The organism is Trebonia kvetii, from assembly GCF_007827045.1.
Lineage (GTDB): Bacteria > Actinomycetota > Actinomycetes > Streptosporangiales > Streptosporangiaceae > Trebonia > Trebonia kvetii.
In genome coordinates this window covers 573,933-594,427 of record NZ_RPFW01000002.1, presented here as the reverse complement: position 1 = coordinate 594,427, position 20,495 = coordinate 573,933, and the positions used below count along the sequence as shown (strand labels likewise).

Annotated in this window: 22 protein-coding genes; 15 read left to right on the top strand and 7 right to left on the bottom strand. The window is 70.8% G+C overall.

Annotated features, from left to right (window positions below; all coding sequences use genetic code 11):
- Nucleotides 1-3: 3 nt before the first annotated feature.
- From EAS64_RS11415 to EAS64_RS43485, 3 genes are all read right to left on the bottom strand, one after another.
- Nucleotides 4-540: an FMN-binding protein gene (locus tag EAS64_RS11415; RefSeq protein ID WP_145852897.1), complete on the bottom strand. Its 537-nt coding sequence runs from the start codon at nt 538-540 to the stop codon at nt 4-6.
- 29 nt (nt 541-569) lie between these two features.
- Nucleotides 570-1,952: a ferredoxin reductase family protein gene (locus tag EAS64_RS11410; RefSeq protein WP_145852896.1), complete on the bottom strand. Its 1,383-nt coding sequence runs from the start codon at nt 1,950-1,952 to the stop codon at nt 570-572.
- 152 nt (nt 1,953-2,104) lie between these two features.
- Nucleotides 2,105-2,635 carry a signal peptidase II gene (locus EAS64_RS43485; protein ID WP_187365842.1) on the bottom strand — a complete coding sequence of 177 codons (531 nt, stop codon included), beginning with the start codon at nt 2,633-2,635 and terminating at the stop codon, nt 2,105-2,107.
- A 175-nt stretch (nt 2,636-2,810) separates the two neighbouring features.
- On the opposite strand from EAS64_RS43485, the gene EAS64_RS43480 reads away from it, so the two are divergent.
- From EAS64_RS43480 to EAS64_RS11390, 3 genes are all read left to right on the top strand, one after another.
- The gene (locus tag EAS64_RS43480) at nt 2,811-3,245 is read left to right on the top strand and encodes a DNA mismatch repair protein MutT (RefSeq protein ID WP_187365841.1); all 435 of its coding nucleotides are present in this window, start codon (nt 2,811-2,813) and stop codon (nt 3,243-3,245) included.
- Nucleotides 3,245-4,129 carry an amidohydrolase family protein gene (locus EAS64_RS11395; protein ID WP_145852893.1) on the top strand — a complete coding sequence of 295 codons (885 nt, stop codon included), beginning with the start codon at nt 3,245-3,247 and terminating at the stop codon, nt 4,127-4,129. Before EAS64_RS43480 ends, EAS64_RS11395 begins: the two co-directional genes overlap by 1 nt.
- Nucleotides 4,130-4,369: 240 nt before the next feature.
- Entirely contained in the window at nt 4,370-4,753 is a 384-nt protein-coding gene (locus EAS64_RS11390) for a WhiB family transcriptional regulator (protein ID WP_145852892.1), read from the top strand.
- Nucleotides 4,754-5,230: 477 nt separating this feature from the next.
- Here EAS64_RS11390 and EAS64_RS45745 read toward each other — a convergent pair whose 3' ends face one another.
- Complete coding sequence (locus tag EAS64_RS45745) at nt 5,231-5,470, bottom strand: hypothetical protein (protein WP_187365934.1); 240 nt, start codon at nt 5,468-5,470, stop codon at nt 5,231-5,233.
- Here EAS64_RS45745 and EAS64_RS11385 point away from each other — a divergent pair.
- The 6 genes from EAS64_RS11385 to EAS64_RS11360 are packed head-to-tail and all read left to right on the top strand — an operon-like array spanning nt 5,469 to nt 11,855.
- Nucleotides 5,469-6,461, top strand: coding sequence for an ABC transporter substrate-binding protein (locus tag EAS64_RS11385; RefSeq protein ID WP_246115630.1), 993 nt, complete (start codon nt 5,469-5,471; stop codon nt 6,459-6,461). The genes EAS64_RS45745 and EAS64_RS11385 overlap by 2 nt on opposite strands.
- Before the next feature lies 1 nt (nt 6,462).
- Complete coding sequence (locus tag EAS64_RS11380) at nt 6,463-7,413, top strand: ABC transporter permease (RefSeq protein WP_145852890.1); 951 nt, start codon at nt 6,463-6,465, stop codon at nt 7,411-7,413.
- The gene (locus EAS64_RS11375) at nt 7,401-8,249 is read left to right on the top strand and encodes an ABC transporter permease (RefSeq protein WP_145852889.1); all 849 of its coding nucleotides are present in this window, start codon (nt 7,401-7,403) and stop codon (nt 8,247-8,249) included. Before EAS64_RS11380 ends, EAS64_RS11375 begins: the two co-directional genes overlap by 13 nt.
- The gene (locus EAS64_RS11370; protein ID WP_145852888.1) at nt 8,249-9,385 is read left to right on the top strand and encodes an ABC transporter ATP-binding protein; all 1,137 of its coding nucleotides are present in this window, start codon (nt 8,249-8,251) and stop codon (nt 9,383-9,385) included. The genes EAS64_RS11375 and EAS64_RS11370 overlap by 1 nt, the downstream gene beginning before the upstream one ends.
- A 6-nt stretch (nt 9,386-9,391) precedes the next feature.
- On the top strand, nt 9,392-10,672 hold the full coding sequence (locus EAS64_RS11365) for a TauD/TfdA family dioxygenase (protein ID WP_222849213.1): 1,281 nt from the start codon (nt 9,392-9,394) through the stop codon (nt 10,670-10,672).
- Between the two features lie 49 nt (nt 10,673-10,721).
- On the top strand, nt 10,722-11,855 hold the full coding sequence (locus tag EAS64_RS11360) for an ABC transporter substrate-binding protein (RefSeq protein WP_187365840.1): 1,134 nt from the start codon (nt 10,722-10,724) through the stop codon (nt 11,853-11,855).
- Nucleotides 11,856-11,913: 58 nt separating this feature from the next.
- Here the strand turns inward: EAS64_RS11360 and EAS64_RS11355 are convergent, their stop codons facing one another.
- The gene (locus EAS64_RS11355; RefSeq protein WP_222849212.1) at nt 11,914-12,726 is read right to left on the bottom strand and encodes a class I SAM-dependent methyltransferase; all 813 of its coding nucleotides are present in this window, start codon (nt 12,724-12,726) and stop codon (nt 11,914-11,916) included.
- Between the two features lie 215 nt (nt 12,727-12,941).
- On the opposite strand from EAS64_RS11355, the gene EAS64_RS11350 reads away from it, so the two are divergent.
- On the top strand, nt 12,942-13,457 hold the full coding sequence (locus tag EAS64_RS11350; RefSeq protein WP_342782039.1) for a VOC family protein: 516 nt from the start codon (nt 12,942-12,944) through the stop codon (nt 13,455-13,457).
- 499 nt (nt 13,458-13,956) lie between these two features.
- Here the strand turns inward: EAS64_RS11350 and EAS64_RS11345 are convergent, their stop codons facing one another.
- Nucleotides 13,957-15,414 (bottom strand): carboxylesterase/lipase family protein, encoded by a 1,458-nt coding sequence (locus tag EAS64_RS11345; RefSeq protein ID WP_145852885.1) that lies wholly within the window; start codon nt 15,412-15,414, stop codon nt 13,957-13,959.
- 69 nt (nt 15,415-15,483) lie between these two features.
- On the opposite strand from EAS64_RS11345, the gene EAS64_RS11340 reads away from it, so the two are divergent.
- The 3 genes from EAS64_RS11340 to EAS64_RS11330 all read left to right on the top strand — a co-directional run bounded on the left by EAS64_RS11340 (nt 15,484) and on the right by EAS64_RS11330 (nt 18,076).
- The gene (locus tag EAS64_RS11340; RefSeq protein ID WP_145852884.1) at nt 15,484-16,074 is read left to right on the top strand and encodes an HD domain-containing protein; all 591 of its coding nucleotides are present in this window, start codon (nt 15,484-15,486) and stop codon (nt 16,072-16,074) included.
- A 78-nt stretch (nt 16,075-16,152) separates the two neighbouring features.
- On the top strand, nt 16,153-16,560 hold the full coding sequence (locus EAS64_RS11335) for an MFS transporter (RefSeq protein WP_222849211.1): 408 nt from the start codon (nt 16,153-16,155) through the stop codon (nt 16,558-16,560).
- Nucleotides 16,561-16,624: 64 nt separating this feature from the next.
- Nucleotides 16,625-18,076, top strand: a complete 1,452-nt coding sequence (locus EAS64_RS11330) for an MFS transporter (protein ID WP_222849210.1) — start codon at nt 16,625-16,627, stop codon at nt 18,074-18,076.
- Nucleotides 18,077-18,089: 13 nt separating this feature from the next.
- Here EAS64_RS11330 and EAS64_RS11325 read toward each other — a convergent pair whose 3' ends face one another.
- Complete coding sequence (locus tag EAS64_RS11325; RefSeq protein ID WP_145852883.1) at nt 18,090-19,061, bottom strand: NAD-dependent epimerase/dehydratase family protein; 972 nt, start codon at nt 19,059-19,061, stop codon at nt 18,090-18,092.
- Nucleotides 19,062-19,263: 202 nt separating this feature from the next.
- Between EAS64_RS11325 and EAS64_RS11320 the strand changes: the two genes are divergently transcribed.
- Together EAS64_RS11320 and EAS64_RS11315 are read left to right on the top strand one after the other, a co-directional pair.
- A complete protein-coding gene (locus EAS64_RS11320) occupies nt 19,264-19,926 on the top strand; it encodes an NADPH-dependent F420 reductase (RefSeq protein WP_222849209.1) in 663 nt (220 codons plus the stop codon).
- 22 nt (nt 19,927-19,948) lie between these two features.
- Nucleotides 19,949-20,491 carry a DnaJ family domain-containing protein gene (locus EAS64_RS11315; protein WP_145852881.1) on the top strand — a complete coding sequence of 181 codons (543 nt, stop codon included), beginning with the start codon at nt 19,949-19,951 and terminating at the stop codon, nt 20,489-20,491.
- The last annotated feature ends 4 nt before the right edge of the window (nt 20,492-20,495 follow it).

Here is a 20,495-nt window from a genome sequence, read left to right as displayed (position 1 = left end):
CGGCTACAGGCCCGCATGGTCCAGCGCGTTCTGCAGCGACCCGATGTAGCCCTGCGACGTGTAGGTGGCGCCGGAGATCGAGTCGATGTCGGCACTGCTCGCCTGCAGCGTCTCGGAGTTGAGCGCGGGGATCGCGTAGGAGTTGATCTGGTAGTCGCGCGGAGTGTCTTGCGGGTACTCGGTCGCGGTGACCGCGGTGATTTTGCCGCCCTTCACCGTGATCTTCACCTGGACAGGGCCGTAGATCGTGTCGATCGCCTCGCCGGTCAGCGTTTTCGACGGGCTCGCGGCGCCCGGCGTCGCACTGCCCGACCCGCTGGCCGCGGGAGTCGAGCCGCCCTTCTTCGCTGAGCTCGGGGCGGCCGAACTCGCGGTCGCGGATGGGGTGGCGCCCGCGCTTGCCGTGCCGCCGCTGCCCGGCGTGGGCGTGCCGAGGGCGGCGGCCGGAGTGCCGAGCGCTGACTGGGTATGCGTCTTGAAGGACAGCAGGAAGACCAGCCCGATGGCCGTGGAGACGATCGCCAGGATGACGCGGCGCATGCTTTGCCTTTCTTCGGATTGCGGGCTGGTCAGAACTCGAAGGACTCGTGATGGATGTGCCTGCGGCGCACCCCGGCGTCGAGCAGTTCGCGGGTGACGGCGGCGGTCAGCCCCGGCGGTCCGCACAGGTAGACGTCGTGGTCGACGAGACCGGGCACGCGCCTGGTCAGCTCCCCGCCGGTCAGCGGATTTCCGTCCAGCTCGGTGCGGCTGCCGGCGACGAACCAGACCTTCGCACCGCGGCGGTCGGCGAGCTGCTTGAGCTCCTCGCGGAACACCGCGTCGCGCATGCTGCTCACCCGGTAGATGAGGGTGAGGTCTCCGGGCGCGGCCGGCAGCGATTCGAGCAGCGCGCGCAGCGGTGTGATGCCGACGCCGCCGGCGATCAGCAGCACCTTGCTGCGGCTGCGCGCCGCCCCGGTCATGGCCCCGTAGGGGCCCTCGGCGATCACTCGGGTGCCCGGCTTCAGCCGCCGCAGCGCCTGACTGTGGTCGCCGACCGCCTTGACCGTGATGCGCAGCCGGTCCCGCTGCGGCGGGGCGGACAGCGAGTACGGGGCTGACGTCCACCACAGGCCACGGGCGAGGAAACGCCAGCGGAAGAACTGGCCGGACTCCGCCCGCAGCGCGGACAGGCCATGTCCGCCGATCACGATCGACACCACCCCGGGTGCCTCGGACCTGACGTTCAGCACCCGGTACTTGTGCCGCGCCGCCTGCCTGACCGGAGTGATGAACCGGTACCAGACGATGGCCGCGGCCACCGCGATGTACAGGGCGGACCAGGCGACGCGGGCGGCGGTGTTCGTCATGAACTCGGCGCCGTCGGCGAACTGGTGGCTGAACGCGAGCGCGACCGCCAGGTAGGTGTAGAAGTGCAGGTAGTACCAGGTCTCGTAGCGCATGCGCGGCCGCACGGCCCGGGCGGAGACGATGCCGATCATGACGAGCAGCAGCCCGGCGACCGACGCCATGAGGATGTCGGGATAACTCTTGAGCAGCGTCCAGGTCTGGCTCGTCACCGCCGTGTGCGCGGTGACCGCGTATCCCCAGATGATCAGCAGCGCGTGCGCCACGATCAGCCCGATGACGTACCGGCCGCCCATGGCGTGCCACCGGGCCAGGCGGTCCGCGCCGACACCCCGCTCGACCGGCGGAATGCGCGCCATCAGCGCGACGAGAATGATCACCCCGTAGCCCGCCTCGAGGCCAGTGATCCGGCCCGCGTTGGTCAGCCAGTCGCCGAAACCGTGCAGCGACGGCGTCCCGTGCCACCACAGCCCGAGCACCGCGACCGCCCCGGCGCCGATCAGCGCAAGGACGAGGCGCGGGCGTGCGCGAACGGCGGAGCGCGGCAGGCTGCCTGGCGCGTCCGCGGGCGGTGCGCCCCGCCGCTGCGCCACCGTGGTCATGCCGCGTCTCCGCCCGGTTGGGCGCATGCTGGCGCGGTCCGGCTCCCGATCATGACCCGTTTATGCCCGGTGAAACTGAGTGGCCGCTGAAGACCCTCCCTCAGCGCACTATCAGCATCCACTCGATTCCCATCGGTTTCCCCGCTCCAGGGCTATGGGTGATCTTCCTGATGGCGGGGCTCGCTGGCGGTGCTGGCCCGGCCGCTTGCCAGGATAACGACGACGGCCCCGAGCACGCCGAACTGGATCGCGAGGTCGGCCAGGTCGAGCGACCCGCCGCGGCCGCCGAAGTGGATCCAGTCGACGACTCCGCCGCGCCCGAAGCCCGGCGCGCGGAAGATCCGGTCGGCGAGATTTCCGGCCGCACCGCCGAGCACCGCGGCCAGGCACAGCGCGACGCCACGGCTGCGGGCGCGCAGCGCGAACGTGGCGGCGACCGCGGTGACCGCCAAGGCGGACAGCGTGACGAGAACCGGGTGGCCGGAGGCGAGACCGCCGCTGGCGCCCGTGTTACGCACCAGGCGCACGGAGACCCAGCCGATGCCCACGTCGCCGGTCGGATTCGCGGCGAGCACCAGCGACTTGCTGACCTGATCGGCGGCGAGCACGGCGACGGTGACGCCGGCCATGATCCGCCCGACCCGCGCCGATCGCACCGCGGCATCCGCAGGGACAATCCCCATAATCCGACCATAGCGCGGCCCGTCAAAAGCGCCACAGCGCCCACGGATAACAGCAACTGTGCAGGATGGCGCCTCCCGCGCATGCGAGGAGAGCGGTGGACCCGGACCCAGATAACAGCAAGAAGCACGGACGACTTGTCGCCGGCGGGAGCCGGGAGTGGGATCATGGAGTGCGATGAAACGTGTAAAGCGTTCGGTGGCGGTCGTGGTGCGCGGGTCCGTCCCTGAGGAGTTCCTCATCGTGCGGCGGCCCGAGGACCCCGATGACCCGCTCGCCGGGCTCTGGGGGCTGCCGGCGATCACGCTGCTTGACGGCGAGGACGAGGTTGCCGCCGTCGGGCGGGCCGGGCACGTGAAGCTCGGGGTCGAGCTCGCGGTCGGCGCGCGCATCGGCGAGCGGAGCGCCGACCGGGGCGGCCACGCGCTTCGCCTCGCCGATTACGAGGCCGTCATCATCGCGGGAGTCCCGGCGGTGCCGCAGCCCGACGGGTCGATGACCCAGTACACGGCCTGCCGGTTCACCAGCGACCCCGCGTCGCTGCAGGAGGCGGCCGCGCGCGGCTCGCTGTGCGCCCAGGTCTTCCTCGACGCCCGCGGAACCGTCCGGTGATGCCGCCGGAGGCGGACCTGGCGCGGGCTGCGGCGTTCCGCGAGCGGCTCGGCCTCGACAGCCTCATCGACGTGCACACCCACTTCATGCCGGAGCGGCTGCTTGCCGCGGTGCGCGCCTACTTCGACGCGGCGGGGCCGCTGATCGGCCGGGCGTGGCCGATCGTGTACCGCCAGGACGAGCAGACGCGGGTGGCGGCGCTGCGCGCGTTCGGCGTCCGCGCCTTCACAGCGCTGCTGTACCCGCACAAGCCGGGAATGGCCCGCTCGCTCAACGAGTGGGGCGCCGGCTTCGCGGCCCGCACCCCCGACTGCCTGCACAGCGCGACGTTCTTCGCTGAGCCGAGCGCCGCCGCCGACGTGCGCCGCGCGCTTGACCAAGGGGCCCGCGTCTTCAAGTGCCATATCCAAGTGGGTGACTTCGACCCGAACGACCCGCTGCTCGATGAGGCATGGGGGCTGCTCGCGGAGGCCGGCGTCCCGGTCGTGACGCACTGTGGCTCGGGCCCGGTGCCCGGTCGCTTCACCGGGCCAGGCCCGGTCGGCGCGCTGCTCAGGCGCCATCCGGGGCTCCGCCTTGTGGTGGCGCACCTGGGCACGCCCGAGTATGCGGAGTTTCTCGGGCTCGCCGAGCGCCACGTCCGCGTGCTGCTCGACACCACCATGTCGTTCACCGCGTTCAGCGAGGACGCGGGCGGCGGCTTCCCCGCGGCCGAGCTGCCCCGGCTGCGGGATCTCGGCGACCGCGTGCTGCTCGGCACCGACTTCCCGAACATCCCGTACCCGTATCCGGACGCCCTTGAGGCGCTGGAAAAGGCGGGCCTCGGCACGCCGTGGCTGCGCGCCGTCTGCCATGACAACGCCGCGCGGCTGTTCGCCCGGTGACCGTGACCTCACTGAGTCCGATTACACAGCGCAAGCATGTCGCACGATGTCAGGCCCGGGGCGAAGGGACTCCCATACCGATGCCAAACCACCTCTTACCAGGCTTTGTACGTGCATAAACATGCTCGGACCACTCTCCTAAGACACTCTTCATATAGGTAACCTGTGTAGGTAGTGTTACCGATGCGCGACAGAGAGTCACCAGTGAATCTAGGACGGGAGTGATTCGGGGGTCTGCGCATGGTTGTTACTCGGCTACCAGCCCAGCGTGCCGCGCTTGAGGAGGAGCGGCGCGACTGGTGGCAACTGGCCGCCTGCCGGGAAACGGATCCGGAGCTTTTCTTCCCCGTGACGGCGCGCGGGCCGGGCGCCGGAGAGATAGCTCAGGCGAAGGCGGTCTGCGCCACCTGCGAGGTGCGGCGAGAGTGCCTGCAGTACGCGCTCGCGACGCACCAGGTGGACGGCGTGTGGGGTGGGACGACCGAGGACGAGCGGCGACTGCACGTGCGCCGCGAGCGGGAGCGTCAGCAGCAGCGGGAACGACGGGATATTGCCAGGCAGCGGCGCGCCGAACCGGGCGGTGGTGGCGCGCGGGGCAGAGGAACCCGCATCCGTTCTGTATAGATATTTCCTTTTCATTGCTTTAGCTTTTCTGACTTCCCTGGCGGCGGCGCGGAGGACGCGGTCGTCGGGGAGGGCAAGCGACGATGACCGGACGGGGGGACCGTCGTCGTCGCACGGGAAAAGGGTCGCGGACGGGGGACCGCGACCCGAGCCGGGCACCCGGTGATGGCGGCTCTGGGGGGCGCCGCCGTCACCGGAGGCCACGGCAGACGCTGAACCAGCGGCGGTGGCGACCATGCGGACCGTCGGCGAAGGTTGGGGGGCCAACGCCGACGGTCCGCTGGCATTTTCCACGTCAGCGGTCCGCGCTCAGCAGAAAATGACTTCCCGGTTAACGGGAAGGGTATAAATCCCCCAATTGCGCATCGCAAATCGCGACGATACGGACGCCTGCGTTTCACTAGTTAGCAACCTTCCGTTAAACGGCATTGGCGAGGATACTGACTTGTCTAGCCAAGATGCCAACGCTCGCCCGTTTTAACCCCCGGGCGGGCATGGGAGGGTCACTTTGCGCGCATCAAAGGCGATCGTGGCGGCTACCGCCGCGGTCGGGTCTATTCTGCTCGCCGCCGGGTGCAGCAGCTCGAGTTCATCGAGCGCCCCCGCCGCGACGGGCTCAAGCACTTCTTCTGCTTCGATGGCTGCCAGCTCATCGAGCAGCCCCAGCGCGTCGGCGAACGCGAGCACCGCCACCTCGGCCGCCGCCATGGGCGGCATGGACGCGCTCGTCGCCGCCGCTAAGGCCGAGGGTCACCTCAACGTCATCACGCTGCCGTCCAACTGGGCGAACTACGGCGCGCTCATGAAGGCGTTCACCGCCAAGTACGGCATCCAGATCACCGACGCGAACCCCGAGGGTTCCAGCCAGGACGAGCTGAACGCCGTCAAGCAGCTCAAGGGCCAGAGCAGCGCGCCCGACGTCGTGGACGTTGGCTACTCCTTCGCCGTCACCGGCAAGGCGGCGGGCGACTGGGCACCCTACGAGGTGGCCAACTGGAACGACATCCCGGCCGCCGCCAAGGACGCGAGCGGCGCCTACTACGCCGACTACGGCGGCTACGTGGCCATCGGTTACGACCCGGCCAAGGTGAAGGTCGCGCCGACGTCGTTCAAGTCGCTGCTCACCGGCTCGTACAAGAACCAGGTCGCGATCGACGGCAACCCGACCCAGACCGGGTCCGCGTTCGCCGCCGTGTACGCCGCGGCGCTGGCCAACGGCGGCTCGCTCGCCAACATCGCCCCCGGTGTCAGCTACTTCAAGAGCCTCAAGCAGGCCGGCAACTTCGTGCCGGTCGAGGGCACCCCGGCGACCGTGCAGTCCGGGCAGACCCCGATCCTGATCTGGTGGGACTATCTGCTCGCCTCCGAGGTCAAGGCGAAGGTCCCGAGCTTCAAGATCGTGATCCCATCGGACGCGCAGTACGCCGGGTACTACGACCAGGCGATCAGCGCGTCGGCGCCGCACCCGGCCGCCGCCCGGCTGTGGGAGGAGTTCCTCTACTCCACCGACGGGCAGAACCTGTTCCTTGAGGGCTCGACCCGACCGATCGAGATGGCGGCCATGCAGACGGCCGGCACGATCAACAAGACCGCCGAGGCGGCGCTGCCGCAGGTGCCGGGCAGCGGGTCCCTGCAGCTGCCCACCACGGCGCAGGTCACCACGGCCGGCAACGTCGTCGCTCAGCAGTGGCCGTCCGTCGCCGGCTGACATGACTAACACGACCGATACGGTCACGACCCCGGGGTTCCGCGCGAGCCCCGGGGTTCGCCGCTTCCAATCGCCGCTGCGCACCGCGCCCAAGCCGGTGCGCGCCATCGCCCGCTACGCGGGCGCCGTGCCGTTCCTCGCCTACGTCGCGATCTTCCTGCTCCTGCCACTGGTCTCGATCGTGGTCGAGGCCTTCCAGAACCCCACCACCAACGCGTTCACCTGGTCCAACGTGAACATCGCGACGCACGGCGCCTACCTCAAGGGCTTCGAACAGTCGCTGGAGCTGTCGCTGCTCGCCACCGTGATCCCCGGCGTATTCGGCCTGCTGATCGCCTACGCGATCTTCACCGCCAAGGGCCGCGGCGCCGCGGCGCTGCGCCAGGTGGTGATCACCGCCTCCGGCGTGTTCGCCAACTTCGGCGGCATCCCGCTCGCGTTCCTGTTCATCGCCTCGTTCGGGTCGAGCGCGCTGGTGACCGGCTGGCTCAACTCCATCGGGCTGAACATCTACAACCTGGGATTCAGCCTCTACACGATGTCCGGCGTCGCGCTTGTCTACATGTACTTCCAGATCCCGCTGATGGTGCTGATCATCCTGCCCGCGCTCGAGGGGCTGCGCCCGGCATGGCGGGAAGCGGCGGAGAACCTCGGCGCCGGCTCCCGGCAGTACTGGCGGTACGTCGGCGGCCCCGTGCTGCTGCCGTCCTTCATGTCCTGCCTCATGCTGCTGTTCGGCTCCGCGCTTGCCGCCTATGCCACGGCCGAGGCGCTGACCAGCGGAACGATCCCGCTGACCTCGATCCAGATCGGGTCGTTCCTCAACGGGAACGTCATCGCGGGCCAGGAGAACGTCGGCAAGGCGCTGTCACTCGGCATGGTGGTCATCATCGCGATCCTGATGACCTGCTACGTACTGTTCCAGCGGAGGGCTTCAAAATGGCTGCGGTAGCGACAGAGCGCACCCCGGCGCCCGCCCCGGTCGCCGCGGCCCGGCCCCGCAGGCGCTCGGTGCCGGTATGGCGATGGGTGGTCATGCTCATCGCCGCCGTCTACTTCCTGCTCCCGCTGTTCGCGGCGCTGCGGTTCGCGGGCATCAAGGCGTTCGGCACCGTGTTCACCGCGGCGGGGTTCGGCTCGTCGCTGTGGCTGTCGGTGCGCCTGGCCGCGGTGACGTGGCTGGTCACCATGGTGCTGATGATCCCGACCACGGTCTACATCCACCTGCGGCTGCCGGGCCTGCGCCGGCTGCTTGAGGGCATCACGATCCTGCCGATCGTGATCCCGCCGGTGGTGCTCATCATCGGCGTGCTGCAGGTGATGCCGCTCGGCCTGCGGGCCACCGTGTGGATGCTGCCGCTGGAGTACGTCATCCTCGCGATGCCGTTCGCCTACCGCGCCATCGACGCGGGCCTGCGCGCGATCGACATCAAGACGCTCACCGAGGCCGCGGGGTCGCTCGGGGCCGGCTGGCTCACCACGCTGTGGCGGGTCATCCTGCCGAACCTGCGCACCGCGGTGCTCTCGGCGACCATCCTGATCGTCGCGCTCGTGCTCGGCGAGTTCACCATGGCCAGCCTCGACCTGCAGCAGACGTTCCCGGTGTGGATCGTGCTGTTCGACCAGCTCGACGCGCAGATGTCGGTCGCGGCATCGATCTTCGCCCTGCTCATCACCTGGCTCCTGCTGATGCTCATCACGGTCGTTGCCACCCGCCAGTCGCGCCGCACAGGCGGCGGCGAAGTGACACTGTTCACCGTGGCCCCCCGAGAGACGATTGGAAACTAATGCCTACTAACGAACTAGCGGGCAACGAGACGACGGCGGCGAAGGCCGTCGAGAGCGTCGCCGGGCTGAGTGACGCGGCGGGCGCCGGCCACGGGGCAAGCGTGTCGCTGCGCGCCTTGACCCGCGCGTTCGGCGCGACCAGGGCACTGGATGAGATGTCGCTCGACATCGCACCAGGCGAGCTCGTCGCCCTGCTCGGCCCGTCAGGCTGCGGCAAGACGACCGCGCTGCGGATCGTCGCCGGGTTCGAGTTCGCCGATTCCGGCGAGGTGCTGATCGACGGCGGCGACGTGTCCGGCGTGCCCGCCGCCAAGCGGGACATGGGCATGGTCTTCCAGTCCTACTCCCTGTTCCCGAACATGAACGCGCTCGACAACGTGGCGTTCGGCCTGCGGATGCGCAAGGTCGCCGGGTCCGCCCGCCGCAAGCGCGCCGCCGAACTGCTCGACATGGTGGGCCTCGCTCCCCAGGCCGGCCAGTACCCGCACCAGCTGTCCGGCGGTCAGCAGCAGCGCGTCGCGCTCGCCCGCGCGCTGGCGATCGAGCCGCGCGTGCTGCTGCTCGACGAGCCGCTGTCCGCGCTCGACGCGAAGGTCCGGCTGCAACTGCGCGAGCAGATCCGCACCCTGCAGCAGCGCCTGGGCACCACCACCCTGTTCGTCACCCACGACCAGGAGGAGGCGCTGTCCATGGCCGACCGGGTCGGCGTCATGCGCGCGGGGAAGCTTGAGCAGGTCGCCGAGCCCGCCGAGCTGTACGCGCGGCCAGCCACCGCGTTCGTCGCCGAGTTCGTCGGCACGATGAACCGGCTGCCGGCCGAGCTCAGCGGCGACGGCAGGACCGCGACCGTCCTCGGCGTCACCGTGCCCGTCCAGGACGGCGGCCCCGCCGCCGGCCCGGCCGATGCCCTCGTCCGCCCCGAGAACCTCACGGTCACCCCGGCGGAAGGCGGCGACGGCATCGTCACCGGGCGGACCTTCCTCGGCGCGGTCACCCGCGTCGCGGTCCGGCTGTCCGGCGACACGGAGGTCTCGGTTGACGTGCCGTCGACCGCGGCGCTGCCCATGGCGCCGGGCACGGCCGTCACGGTGGGCCTGCCGTCGGCGCCGGTGCTCGTGGCCGCGCGGGAGAGCTGACCGCCGGTGACGGCGTCCGCCCTCGGGTTCCCGGCGGTCTGGCTGCGGCACAACTGCCCATGCTCCGACTGCCGGGACCCGGTCACCGGCCAGCGGCTGACCGAGGTCACTTCCATCCCGAACGGGTGCGGGGTGACCGTCCGCAGCGAAGACGCCGACTCGGTGTCGGTGGAGTTCACCCCGGAGGGACACCGCGCGGTGTTCCGCCGCGCCTGGCTGGCGGCGCACGCGCTGCCGCCGGCGCCCGCGTTTCCCCCGGGTTCCGCGAACGCGGCGCGGTCGCCCTGGCTCGCCGGCCTCGCCGGAGTCCCACGGCCGGCGGCCGCGACGGCGGGGGAGACCCCGGTCCCCGAGCCGTCCGGCTCGGCCGCAGCCTCGTTTGTTCCTGGACCTGACGCAGGCGGCGGGCCCGACGCGGACCCGCGCACCGAGGACGGCAAGCGACTATGGTGCGCGGCCGACCTGGCAGGCGACGCGCTGCCATCCGCGGACTGGGCCGCCTACCTAGCCGACGACGCGGCGCGAGAAGCGTGCCTCGACGCCGTGGCCATGCTCGGCTTCGTCCTGCTGCACGGCGTGGACCCCGAGCCGGACATGGTGCTGCGCGTCGCGGAGACGTTCGGCTACGTCAGGGAGACCAACTACGGGCGGCTGTTCGACGTCCGCGTGGTCGCCGACCCGGCGAACCTGGCGTTCACCAGCCGGGAGATCGCGCCGCACACCGACAACCCGTACCGGGACCCGGTGCCCACCCTGCAGCTGCTGCACTGCCTGCGTTCGGCGGACATCGGCGGCGACAGCGGCCTCGTCGACGGCTTCGCCGCCGCCGCGGAACTGCGGCGCACCGACCCGGCGTCCTTCGCGGTGCTGACCAGCACCTCGTGGCGGTTCGAGTACGCCGACAACACGGCGGAGCTATCCGCCATCCAGCCGCTGATCTCCCTCACCCCCGGCGGCCGGATCGCCGCGGTCCGGCTGAACAACCGGTCCATGCAGCCGCTGCGGCTGCCCTACGCGCAGGCGGAGGCGGCCTACGACGCGTACCGGGCCTGGGCGACCCTGCTCGGCCGGCCCGAGTTCCGCCTGACGTTGCGCCTGGCGCCCGGTGACTGCCTGATCTTCGATAACACCCGGCTCCTGCACGCCCGCAGCGCCTTCGCCGTGCCGGAAGGCGGCACCGGGGAGCGGCACCTGCAGGGCTGCTACGCCGATATCGACGGCCTGCTTTCCGCCCTGGCGCTCCTGCGACGGCACCAACAACGCGATGAAGCTCGCGGTGTTGGCTAAGATGCCCATGCTCGCCCTGTTACCGCTGGGCAGGCACGGGAGGGATACTTTGCGCGCGTCAAAGGCGATCGTGGCGGCTGCTGCCGCGGTCGGGTCCATTCTGCTCGCCGCCGGATGCACCAGTTCGGGCTCCCCGAACGCCGCCCGGCCGTTCGGGAGCAACGCCAGGTCGGCCGCCGCTTTCCACGGCATGGCGGGCCTCGTCGCGGCGGCCCAGCGTGAGGGGCAGCTGAACGTCATCGGCCTGCCCTCCACCTGGGCGAACTACGGCACCATCATGGACGACTTCACGGCCTTGTACGGGATCAAGATCACCGACATGAACCCCGAGGGATCGAGCCAGGATGAGCTGAACGCCGTCAAGCAGCTCAAGGGCCAGAGCAACGCCCCGGATGTCGTTGACATCGACAGCGCGTCCGCCGCCGAAGGCGAGCACGACGGTTACTGGGCGCCCTACCGGGTGACCGCCTGGAACAAGATTCCCACCTGGGCCAAGCTAGCGAACGGCGGCTACTACGCCGCCTACGGCGGCTACATGGCCATCGGGTACGAGCCGTCGCTGGTGAAGGTCGCGCCGACCACCTTCAAGTCGCTGCTCAGGGGCCCGTACCGGAACCAGGTGGCGATTGATGGCGACCCGACCCAGACCAGGTCCGCGTTCGCCGCCGTGTACGCCGCGGCGCTGGCCAACGGCGGCTCGCTTGCCAACATCGCCGCAGGCGTCAACTATTTCAGGGGCCTCAAGCACGCCGGCAACTTTGTGCAGGTCAGAGGCACCCCTGGCACCATGCTTTCCGGCCAGACTCCGATCCTGATCTGGTGGGACTACCTGCTCAACTCCCAGGTCAGGCCGCTGGTGAAGAACCTGAAGATCGTCATTCCGCCGGACGGTGTGTACGCGAGCTACTACAACCAGGCGATCAGCGCGTCGGCGCCGCACCCGGCCGCCGCCCGGCTGTGGGAGGAGTTCCTTTACTCGGCGGAGGGGCAGAACCTCTTCCTCGAGGGCTCCGTGCGCCCGATAGAGCTGCGCAGCCTGCTGGCCGCCGGCATGATCGACGCGCCTGCGTATCAGATCCTGCCCAAGGTGCCGGCCAGCGCTGTCTACCAGTTGCCGAGCGCGGCCGAGCAGGCCACAGCGGACACTGTCGTCGCCAAGCTCTGGCCGTCCGTCACCGGCTGAGGAACGAGCCGGCGACGGCCCGCTGGCCGCCGGCCCCGGCCCGATCTTCGTGTCTCGTTCAGTCGGCTCGCTGCCCGGTGCGCAGCATGCTCAGGTAGCGGCGCGGCACGCGGTCGTCTAGCCGCGTGCGGATGCGCTCAGCGATCGCCTCCAGCAGGAGTTCGCGGACGTCGTCGTTGAGCTTGCGGTAGATCGACAGCGTGCGGAGGTGATCGGCGAAACCCGCCCCGTCGAACCACAGGACATTGGGATACCAGCGAACGGTCGTCGGGCCGAACAGGTCGCCCGGGTCGTGGTTCGGTCCCCACCCCTCGCTCGTCGACCGTACCTCGTCCTCCAGCGGTGGATGCCCCCAGTCGGGGTCACCCGGGGAAAAGCGCTCGTGAAGGTCGGCGGTCTCCGCGTACGCCTCCGGCTCACCGGGTCTGCGGACGGTGGCGTGGCCCAGCAGGGCCATCCAGCCGCCCGGGCTGAGCATTTCGCGGGCCTTGCGCCAGCCGACCGCCGGATCGACCCAGTGCCACGATGACGCGGCCACCAGGACGTCGAAACGCCGGCCGCGGTCGTCCCAGTCCTCGAACGTCGATGACTCGACATTGACGTTGCCGAACATCGCGAGGCGCTGACGGGCCAGCGCCGCCAGGCCGTCCCCGGGTTCGAGAGCGGTCACCTGGCAGCCGAGCGGTGCGAGCGACCGCGTTGCCTGGCCGGTGCCGCAGCCCACCTCGAGCACCCGCGACCGCTGGCCCAGGCCGGTTATCTCAGTGAGGTCCGCGAAAAGCGCGTCCGGGTAGGTAGGCCGCGTCCGGTCGTAGAGTTCGGGGACCTCGTTGAACACACGCCCAAGGCCGCCGGTATCGGTTCCCGTCACGGAACCATCGTTTCACGGGTTGCGAGCTCGCGGATGGCACCGGGGGCCAGGTCCGGCAGGACGAAATCGCAAGCGGCGGATTCGCCGGCCTCACGGGCCCCGGCGCAACGGGCAGAGGCAGACCGGACTGTGAGGTTCTCGCCTATTGCCCGCACCACGGCGGGCAGCCCGAGCGGCCCGCACCTCCGCACGCGCTCCGCCTTACTGGCCGGCCCGTGACTCCAGCACCACCTTTCCCGCCTTTCTCCCGTCAGGCCGGACTCCCGACGGGGGACCGCGCCCGTTCAGGGCGCGCCGGCCGGGCACACCCCGCCCGGCAAGTTGCCGATGGCGTCCGGCTCGAGCCCGCACCAGTGCTCTGTCAGTGGAGAGCGTGGGAATGTACTCGACTGAGCGGGCTCCGCTACCGTCCGGGCGATGAGCCGCCCACGGATGGCACCGCCGATGACGCCGACTGGCTTGTGCTCGTCGACGAATCGGGCCACCGGGTCCTCGCGTTCAACCAGGTCGAATCCCTCTCTCGCCCGACGTGGCCGACCGACGAGGTACCCAAGCAGATGCACCACGACTTCCGGGTGCCGAACGTCGCGGAGTTGCGGGAGCAGCGTCGCCGGGCGGAGGAACTCGGCGCGGTCCTGCTCTACGACCGATCAGCGGCACAGGACGAGCCGCTCTACGTATTCGCCGACCCAGCAGGCCACCCATTCTGCGTCCTGGTGTCCGCCGGCTAGCCGACTCCGGGCCTCCTAACGATCCACTATCTTGCCCAAACCGGCCGTCGGCCCCAGGCGGCCACTCCTCAGCAACGGATAACAGCAAGGTACACAGCCGCCAACCGTTAGGGCAAAGATGGCGGATTGAGGTGCCAAAACCACCGGGTGCAGGCCTATCCACTATCTGCGTGAACGTGCCCGCGCACCTGCCGCGGCCACCGCTCAAGGCTGATAACAGCAACAAGCGTGGAGAGCCGGGGCCGAAGCGCGACCGGAGGGCGTGCTCCTTCCCGTACGGAACGGAGCCGCCCGCCCGCCGCCGGGGTGACCTGCACGTTCTCAGTGCGGGTACGGCGAGGGCTGCAAGTGTGTGAGGCTTGTTCGGCTGCAGTGCGGGCGGTGCGTGCCGGCGGTTAGCCGCTGTGATGGAAAGGTTGCGGCCGATCTCGGATAACAGCAACAAGCGCGGAGCGCGTCAAACGGGCCGGCACTTCGCGGGACTTCGGGATTAAGGCAATCAGGCGAGGCCGAGCGCGGGCCACCAGGTGCCTGGCTGCCAGCTGAGGTCCAGCCAGGTCGCGCGGACGTGCGCGAACGGGTCGGCAGCCAGCCGCGGGCCGTCCGGGACCGCGTCGAAGATCATCGCCGTCCGGCCGGTCGCGGCGTTGTAGCCGGGCCAGCCGGGGTCGCCGGCGGTCACGAAAGCGCCCCAGGCCTCGTGCAGCGGGCCGGCCACGCCCTCGCCGCCCAGCCAGATGCCGGCGCCGTCGCCGCCGTGCGCGCCGACGAGGACAGGTGCGAACTTGGCGAACCTGGGGTCGTCGTCGAGGCCGAAGTAAGGCCCGTCGTAGCGGGAGCGCCAGACGGGGCCGTGCGCGGCCTGCGCGTCGGCGAGCATCTCGGTGCGCGCCATGTACCGCTCGTCGGACATGATCACGACGCGCAGCGCGGTCGCGTCGAGGTCCGGGTAGGCGGCCGCGTAGCTGGCCAGCATCGCGGCCGCCTTGCCGGCGCCGAAGTATCCGTCGAGCACCCCTTCTGTCTGCTCGGCGGCGTCCGGGCCGAGCAGCTGGTATAGGGCAGTCTCCCTGGCGCATGTCTGCAGCAGCAGCGGAACGCGGGCCGCGGCGCCGCCGGCGATCGCGGTCAGCGGATGGGCGGTCAGCGCCACCCCGTCGACCGAGGGACGCCAGATCCAGGTCGACCGCGGCGGCGAGGCGATGGCGGCCTGCGCGGCGAGGATATCGGCGGCGGGGACGGCGCGCAGCCGGCCTGCCGTCGTGCCGAGCTCGCGCAGGAACCGCTCGGTCAGCGCGGCGGCTTGCTCCGGGCTCTTGATGTGGTCGCCGCCGCTCGACTCCGCCGCCCGCGCGATCATGCCGGCGGCCAGCGGCGAGGCCAGCAGGTTGGTGACCGACTTGCCGCCGGCCGACAGGCCGTAGATGGTGATCTGGGAGGGGTCGCCGCCGAACGCCGCGATGTTCTCCCGCGTCCAGCGCAGCGCCGCGACCTGGTCGTGCAGCCCGAACGCGCCGGTCGGCCGCTCGCCGGGTGCGTCGAGGAAGCCGAGCGCGCCGAGCCGGTAGTTGAAGGTGACGACGACTAGGCCGTGGCTGCGCGCGAAGGCCGCGCCGTCGCCCGCCTGGTCGGGACCGTGGCCCATCTCGTAGCCGCCGCCGTGAATCCAGAACAGGACTGGGCGGCCGGACGCCCCAGCAGGCGCGGTCACGTTGAGGTACAGGCAGTCCTCGGCCATCGGCGGCGCATCTGGCTCGGGGAGCGGCTCCGGCTGGGGTGCGCGGTCACCGTAGGCGAGTGCGTCCCTGATGCCGCTCCAAGCCTGCGGCGGTGACGGCGGGCGCAGTCGCAGTTCGCCCACGGGCGGCGCCGCGTAGGGGATGCCGCGCCAGCTCAGTACGCCGTCGGCGATCTCGGCCCCGCGGACCTTGCCGTACGCGGTCTCGACGATGTACATCGACCCTCCGTTCAACTTGGACACCTAGTATCGGCGGCGGGACACGTCAGAATCTGGGAGGGCGGGCGCATGTCCACGATGATGTCACCGGTGGGCCGGCTAGCGGAACTGTTTGATTCCGAGGGAGCCGGTGATTACCTAGGGGAGCCGGTGACCGTCGCGCAGCACCTGCTGCAGGCCGCGGCGCTCGCCGAGGCCGCCGCGGCGCCGCCCGCGCTCATCGGCGCCGCGCTGCTGCACGACGTCGGTCACCTGCGCGGCGCCGACCCGCTGGCCGACGAGGCGGAGCTGAGCGGCAGGGACCTGATGGCGGGCAACGACAACGGCCACGGCGACCGCGGCGCGGCGTGGCTGGCCCGCTGGTTCCCCCCTGCCCTCACCGAGCCGGTCCGGCTGCACGTCGCCGCCAAGCGCTACCTGTGCGCGGCCGAGCCCGGCTACCTCGCGAAGCTGTCACAAGCCTCGGTCTACACCCTGTCCGTCCAGGGCGGCCCGATGACCGAGGCGCAGGCCCGCGCCTTCGAGGCCGTGCCGTTCGCGGCCCACGCGATCGCCGTGCGCCGGTGGGATGACCTGGCCAAGGACCCGCACGCCGCGGTGCCGGGGTTCCCGCACTACAGCCTGTTGCTCGAGGGGCTGCTTGCGGGGCAGAGCGGCTAGCCGGAACCCGCCTGTTCAGGCATAAGGCGCGAACGGTATTAGTTGTATAATGCGAAGTATCGCCGTCCGTTCGCGTCCATGGGGCCGCTTCCGTGGAGGTTCCCGCTGCCTGAGCCGAGCCGCAAGCGCCGTTACCTGGTGCTTGCCATCTGCTGTCTGTCGCTGTTCCTCGTCGGCATGGACGCCACGATCATCAACGTGGCGCTGCCGTCGATCGGACGGGACTTCAGCGCGCCCGTCTCCGGGCTGCAGTGGACGGTCGACGCCTACATGCTTGTCACGGCGAGCCTGCTGATGCTGGCCGGCTCCACGGGGGACCGGGTGGGCCGCCCCACGGTGTTCCAGATCGGCATCGCCACCTTCACCCTCGGCTCGGTCGCCTGCTCGCTGGCGCCGGGCCTCGGCTGGCTGGCCGAGCCGCTGATCGACCTGCGATTCTTCCGCTCGCTGCCGTGGCCGCTGCCGGAGCCGGCCACGGCCGGATAGCGCCGCACGATGCGGCGCCCAGCAAGGAGACGGTGAGATCGAGACGACGACGTTCGCTCGTGAAGTGATCATCCCCGAGGGGACTGCAGGCCGGCGCCGCCGCTTGGGCGTGCTGCTGATCTGCTCCTCCAGCCTGTTCATCGTCTACCTCGACACGACGATCCTCAACGTCGCGCTGCCCACGCTGCAGAAGGACCTGCACGCCTCGCTGTCCGGCCTGCAGTGGGTGGCCGACGCCTACCTGCTCGTCGTCGCGTCGTTGCTGATGCTGACCGGCTCGACCGCCGACCGCCTCGGCCGCCGCAGGCTGTTCCTCGTCGGGCTGACCGGCTTCGGCGTCGGCTCGCTGCTGTGCTCGCTCGCGCCGAACACCGGCTGGCTCATCGCCCTGCGGATGCTGCAGGGCATCGGCGGGTCGATGCTCACCCCGATCTCGTTGTCGATCGTCCGCAACACGTTCCATGACCCGCGCGAACGAGCGCAGGCCCTGGGCGTCTGGTCGGCGATCTTCGGCGTGGCCACCGCGTGCGGCCCCATCGTCGGCGGCGTCCTCGTCGCCACGATCGGCTGGCGGTCGATCTTCTGGCTCAACGTGCCGATCTGCGCGGTGATGATCATCGCGACGCTTCGCTACGTGCCGGAGTCCCGGGCACCGAAGCCGCGAGCGATCGACCTTCCCGGCCAGCTGCTGATGATCGCGCTGCTCGGCTCGCTCACCTTCGCGGTGATCCAGGGCCCGGTCACCGGCTGGGCCTCCGCCTTGGTGATCACCCTGTTCTGCGTCGCCGCGGTGTCGGCGGCCGCCTTCGTCGCGGTCGAACGACGGAGTGCGGAAAAAGGGGGCCAGCCCCTGCTCGAGCTGCGGTTCTTCCGCTCCCGCCCGTTCACCGGTGCCAGCGTGATCGCGGTCGCCTCGTTCGTCGTGCTCGGCGGGTTCCTCTTCGTCATCACCCTCTACCTGCAGCAGGCCCGCGGCTTCTCACCGCTGCGGGCCGGACTGTCGCTGCTGCCCGCCACACTGGTGATGGCCGCCGCCGGCCCCATCGCCGGCCAGCTCACCGGCCACCGCGGCCCGCGCATCCCGCTCGTCACCGCCGGCCTGCTGACCGCCGCGGGCATGGCGATGCTGCTCAGTCTCGCGCCCGGTACGCCGTTCGGCTACCTGGCGCTCGCTCTCGCGGTGACCGGCGCGGGACTCGGCCTCGTCAACCCGCCGATCACCGCCGCCGCCATCGCGGGCATGCCGGCCGAGCAGGCCGGGGTGGCGTCCGCCGTCATCTCCTCTACCCGGCAGATCGGCTCGCTGCTCGGCGTCGCCGTCATGGGCGACCTGGTCACCACCGGCGTCAGCGCGCGGATGGCGGCCGGGCAGGACCACGCGGCCGCGCTGAGCGCGGCGACCCACGCGGCCTGGGCGCTGGCCGTCGGCTGCGGCCTGGTCGTGGCGCTGGCCGGCTTCCTGTCCACCACGGCCCGCGCCCGCGCGTCCGCCGCGGCGGTCGAGGCCCGCGGATAGCCCTGGATGCGGGTTACCCGGCGAGCTCGTCGAGCAGCCGCTGCTCCTCGGCCGGGTCGAGGCCCTCCGTTTCTGGCCCGCCGCGGCCCAGGTCCCAGGCGAGCGTGTCACGGATCGTCTCGGTCAGCGGCCGGCACGCCAGGCCCGCGCCGACCGCGTGCGAGGAGTCGACGTCGTTGAACGCCTCGTATCCGGGCTCGCCGACCCACAGCGGTATGCCCATGCCCGGGTCGACGCCCGCCGCCACCAGGCGCTCGGTGGAGATCCAGACCGGCTCGGCGTCGCTGTAGGTCGCCGTCCGGCACAGGTCGAGCAGGGTACCGAACGGGCGCGGGGCTCCCGTCAGGTTGTACACGCCGCGCCTGTCGCGGTGCAGCCCGTCGAGCAGGAACGCCGCCAGGTCCCTGGCATCGATGACCTGCATCAGGTCGCCGGGGTCGCCGGGGGCGAGCACCCGGCCGCCGCGGGCGATCCGCCGCGGCCAATAGGGGAACCGGTCGGTCGGGTCGTACGGGCCGCTGATCAGGCCGGGCCGGCCGATCAGCGAGCGGTCGCCGTAGACCTCCTGGATCACCTGCTCGCACAGCGCCTTGTTCGCGCCGTAGTTCTCCGCGAAGTCCGTCGAGTCCGGCTTGAGCGCGGCGAGCGGGGCGTCCTCGAGCTGCGCCTCGGTGGTCGCCTGGCTCGCGTAAACCGACACGGTGGACACGAACACGTACCGCCCGGTCCGCCGCGCGAACGCCTCAGCCGACAGCCGCGCCGCGGCCGGGTCGTAGCAGGCCACGTCGATGACCGCGTCGAACTCGCGGTTGTCGAGGGGCGACAGGTTCTTCGTCCTGTCGCCGAGCACGGTCTCCGCCCCCGGGTACAGGCCGGGGTTGCTTTGCCCCCGGTTGAACATCGTCACGCTGTCGCCGCGCCCGAGCGCGGCCTCGACGATCGCACGGCCGGCGAACCGGGTGCCGCCAAGGATGAGGATTCGCATGGGCCAATCCTGCACCCGCGCGGCTGTCCGCGGTACCGAGTCGCGCTAGCGCGGCACCCCGTCTTCCCTGCCCGCCGTTTCCTGTGCCCTGGCGCCCTGCTCGACCGGCGGTTAAGTTACGTAGAGTTACTTCACCGCCACCTTGGTGATCTTGAACGCGTGCCCCTGGGTAAGGTGTCAGCTACCGGGGGGATAGATGATCGTGACCATCGTGGGGGCCGGACGGCTTGCCGAAGGCATTGCTGCACGGGCCTTGGCGGGCGGGCACCGGGTACGGATCGTGGATGACGAGCCAGGCAAGGCTGACGCGCTGGTCGCGGCTCTGGCGGCGAGGCGGCAGCGCGGTGGGGCACCGGAGAGCGGCTCGTTGTCACGGAGCGTAGCCACCGTGGGGGAGGCGATCGCGGGCGCGGACATGGTGGTCCTGGCGGTGCCCTACCCGCAGGGACGCCTGCTGGCACGCGAGCAGGGGGCCGCGCTGTCTGGCGTGACGGTGGTAGACACCTGCAACCCGGTCGACTTCTCCACCTTCGACTCGCTGCTGACAAGCCCGGGCATGTCGGCGGCCGAGGAGATCGCGGCGGCAAGCCCCGATGCGCGCGTGGTGAAGGCGTTCAACACCACGTTCGCCTCCGTGCTCGTCGCGGGCTGGGTCGGCGGCATGCCGGTCGACGTGTTCCTCGCCGGCGACGATCCCGAAGCCAAGGCCCTTGTGGCCGCTCTCGTCACCGACGGCGGCATGCGGCCGGTGGACACCGGGCCGCTGCGTCGTGCCAGGGAACTCGAGGCGTTCCAGCTCCTGCACATGACCCTGCAGGGCCCGCTCGGCCTGGACTGGGCGAGTGCCCTCAAGCTCCTGCCCTGACCGCCGGGTTACCCTGGAAGCGATGACTGAACGCAAGCCACCGCAGATGTCCTACCACTCCTGGATCGACCAGCAGATAGCGGACGCGGAGCGGCGCGGCCTGTTCGACGGTCTGCCGGGGGCGGGCAAGCCGCTGAACATCAAGCCGGGGGCCGCCGACGGCGACTACGGCCAGGCGTGGCTGCGCGATTACGCGCAACGCGAGGGCGTCGCCGCCGAGGAGATGCTGCCGACCCCGCTTCGGCTGCGACGCGAGATCGAGCGGCTTGCCGAGAGCGCGGGGGAGTTCAGGTCCGAGTCGGAGGTCCGCGAGGCCGCCGCCGACCTCAACAGGCGGATCGTCGAATGGCGGCGCATCCCCGTCGGGCCGCCGATCCACGTGCGCCTGGTGAACGCCGATGACCTGGTGAACCGCTGGCGGACGGCACGGGCCGCCCGCCTGGCCGAGGAGGCCCAGGCCGCCAAGGCCGCCGCGCCCGGGGCGAAGGCTGGAGCCCGGCCGGACAAGGCGGCGAATGGCACCCGTTCGTGGTGGCGCCCTTCCCGCTGGCGCCGCCCCCGGTAGCGGC

What these genes read in the sequence shown, in the direction of transcription:
- EAS64_RS11335 (WP_222849211.1), top strand. Translation starts at nt 16,153, where the DNA reads ATGGGGCCGCTTCCGTGGAGGTTCCCGCTGCCTGAGCCGAGCCGCAAG.
- EAS64_RS11415 (WP_145852897.1), bottom strand. Translation starts at nt 540, where the DNA reads ATGCGCCGCGTCATCCTGGCGATCGTCTCCACGGCCATCGGGCTGGTC.
- EAS64_RS11380 (WP_145852890.1), top strand. Translation starts at nt 6,463, where the DNA reads ATGACTAACACGACCGATACGGTCACGACCCCGGGGTTCCGCGCGAGC.
- EAS64_RS11375 (WP_145852889.1), top strand. Translation starts at nt 7,401, where the DNA reads ATGGCTGCGGTAGCGACAGAGCGCACCCCGGCGCCCGCCCCGGTCGCC.
- EAS64_RS11395 (WP_145852893.1), top strand. Translation starts at nt 3,245, where the DNA reads ATGCCGCCGGAGGCGGACCTGGCGCGGGCTGCGGCGTTCCGCGAGCGG.
- EAS64_RS11370 (WP_145852888.1), top strand. Translation starts at nt 8,249, where the DNA reads ATGCCTACTAACGAACTAGCGGGCAACGAGACGACGGCGGCGAAGGCC.
- EAS64_RS11340 (WP_145852884.1), top strand. Translation starts at nt 15,484, where the DNA reads ATGTCCACGATGATGTCACCGGTGGGCCGGCTAGCGGAACTGTTTGAT.
- EAS64_RS43480 (WP_187365841.1), top strand. Translation starts at nt 2,811, where the DNA reads ATGAAACGTGTAAAGCGTTCGGTGGCGGTCGTGGTGCGCGGGTCCGTC.
- EAS64_RS11325 (WP_145852883.1), bottom strand. Translation starts at nt 19,061, where the DNA reads ATGCGAATCCTCATCCTTGGCGGCACCCGGTTCGCCGGCCGTGCGATC.
- EAS64_RS43485 (WP_187365842.1), bottom strand. Translation starts at nt 2,635, where the DNA reads ATGGGGATTGTCCCTGCGGATGCCGCGGTGCGATCGGCGCGGGTCGGG.
- EAS64_RS11410 (WP_145852896.1), bottom strand. Translation starts at nt 1,952, where the DNA reads ATGACCACGGTGGCGCAGCGGCGGGGCGCACCGCCCGCGGACGCGCCA.
- EAS64_RS45745 (WP_187365934.1), bottom strand. Translation starts at nt 5,470, where the DNA reads ATGCCGCCCATGGCGGCGGCCGAGGTGGCGGTGCTCGCGTTCGCCGAC.
- EAS64_RS11315 (WP_145852881.1), top strand. Translation starts at nt 19,949, where the DNA reads ATGACTGAACGCAAGCCACCGCAGATGTCCTACCACTCCTGGATCGAC.
- EAS64_RS11345 (WP_145852885.1), bottom strand. Translation starts at nt 15,414, where the DNA reads ATGTACATCGTCGAGACCGCGTACGGCAAGGTCCGCGGGGCCGAGATC.
- EAS64_RS11385 (WP_246115630.1), top strand. Translation starts at nt 5,469, where the DNA reads ATGGACGCGCTCGTCGCCGCCGCTAAGGCCGAGGGTCACCTCAACGTC.
- EAS64_RS11390 (WP_145852892.1), top strand. Translation starts at nt 4,370, where the DNA reads ATGGTTGTTACTCGGCTACCAGCCCAGCGTGCCGCGCTTGAGGAGGAG.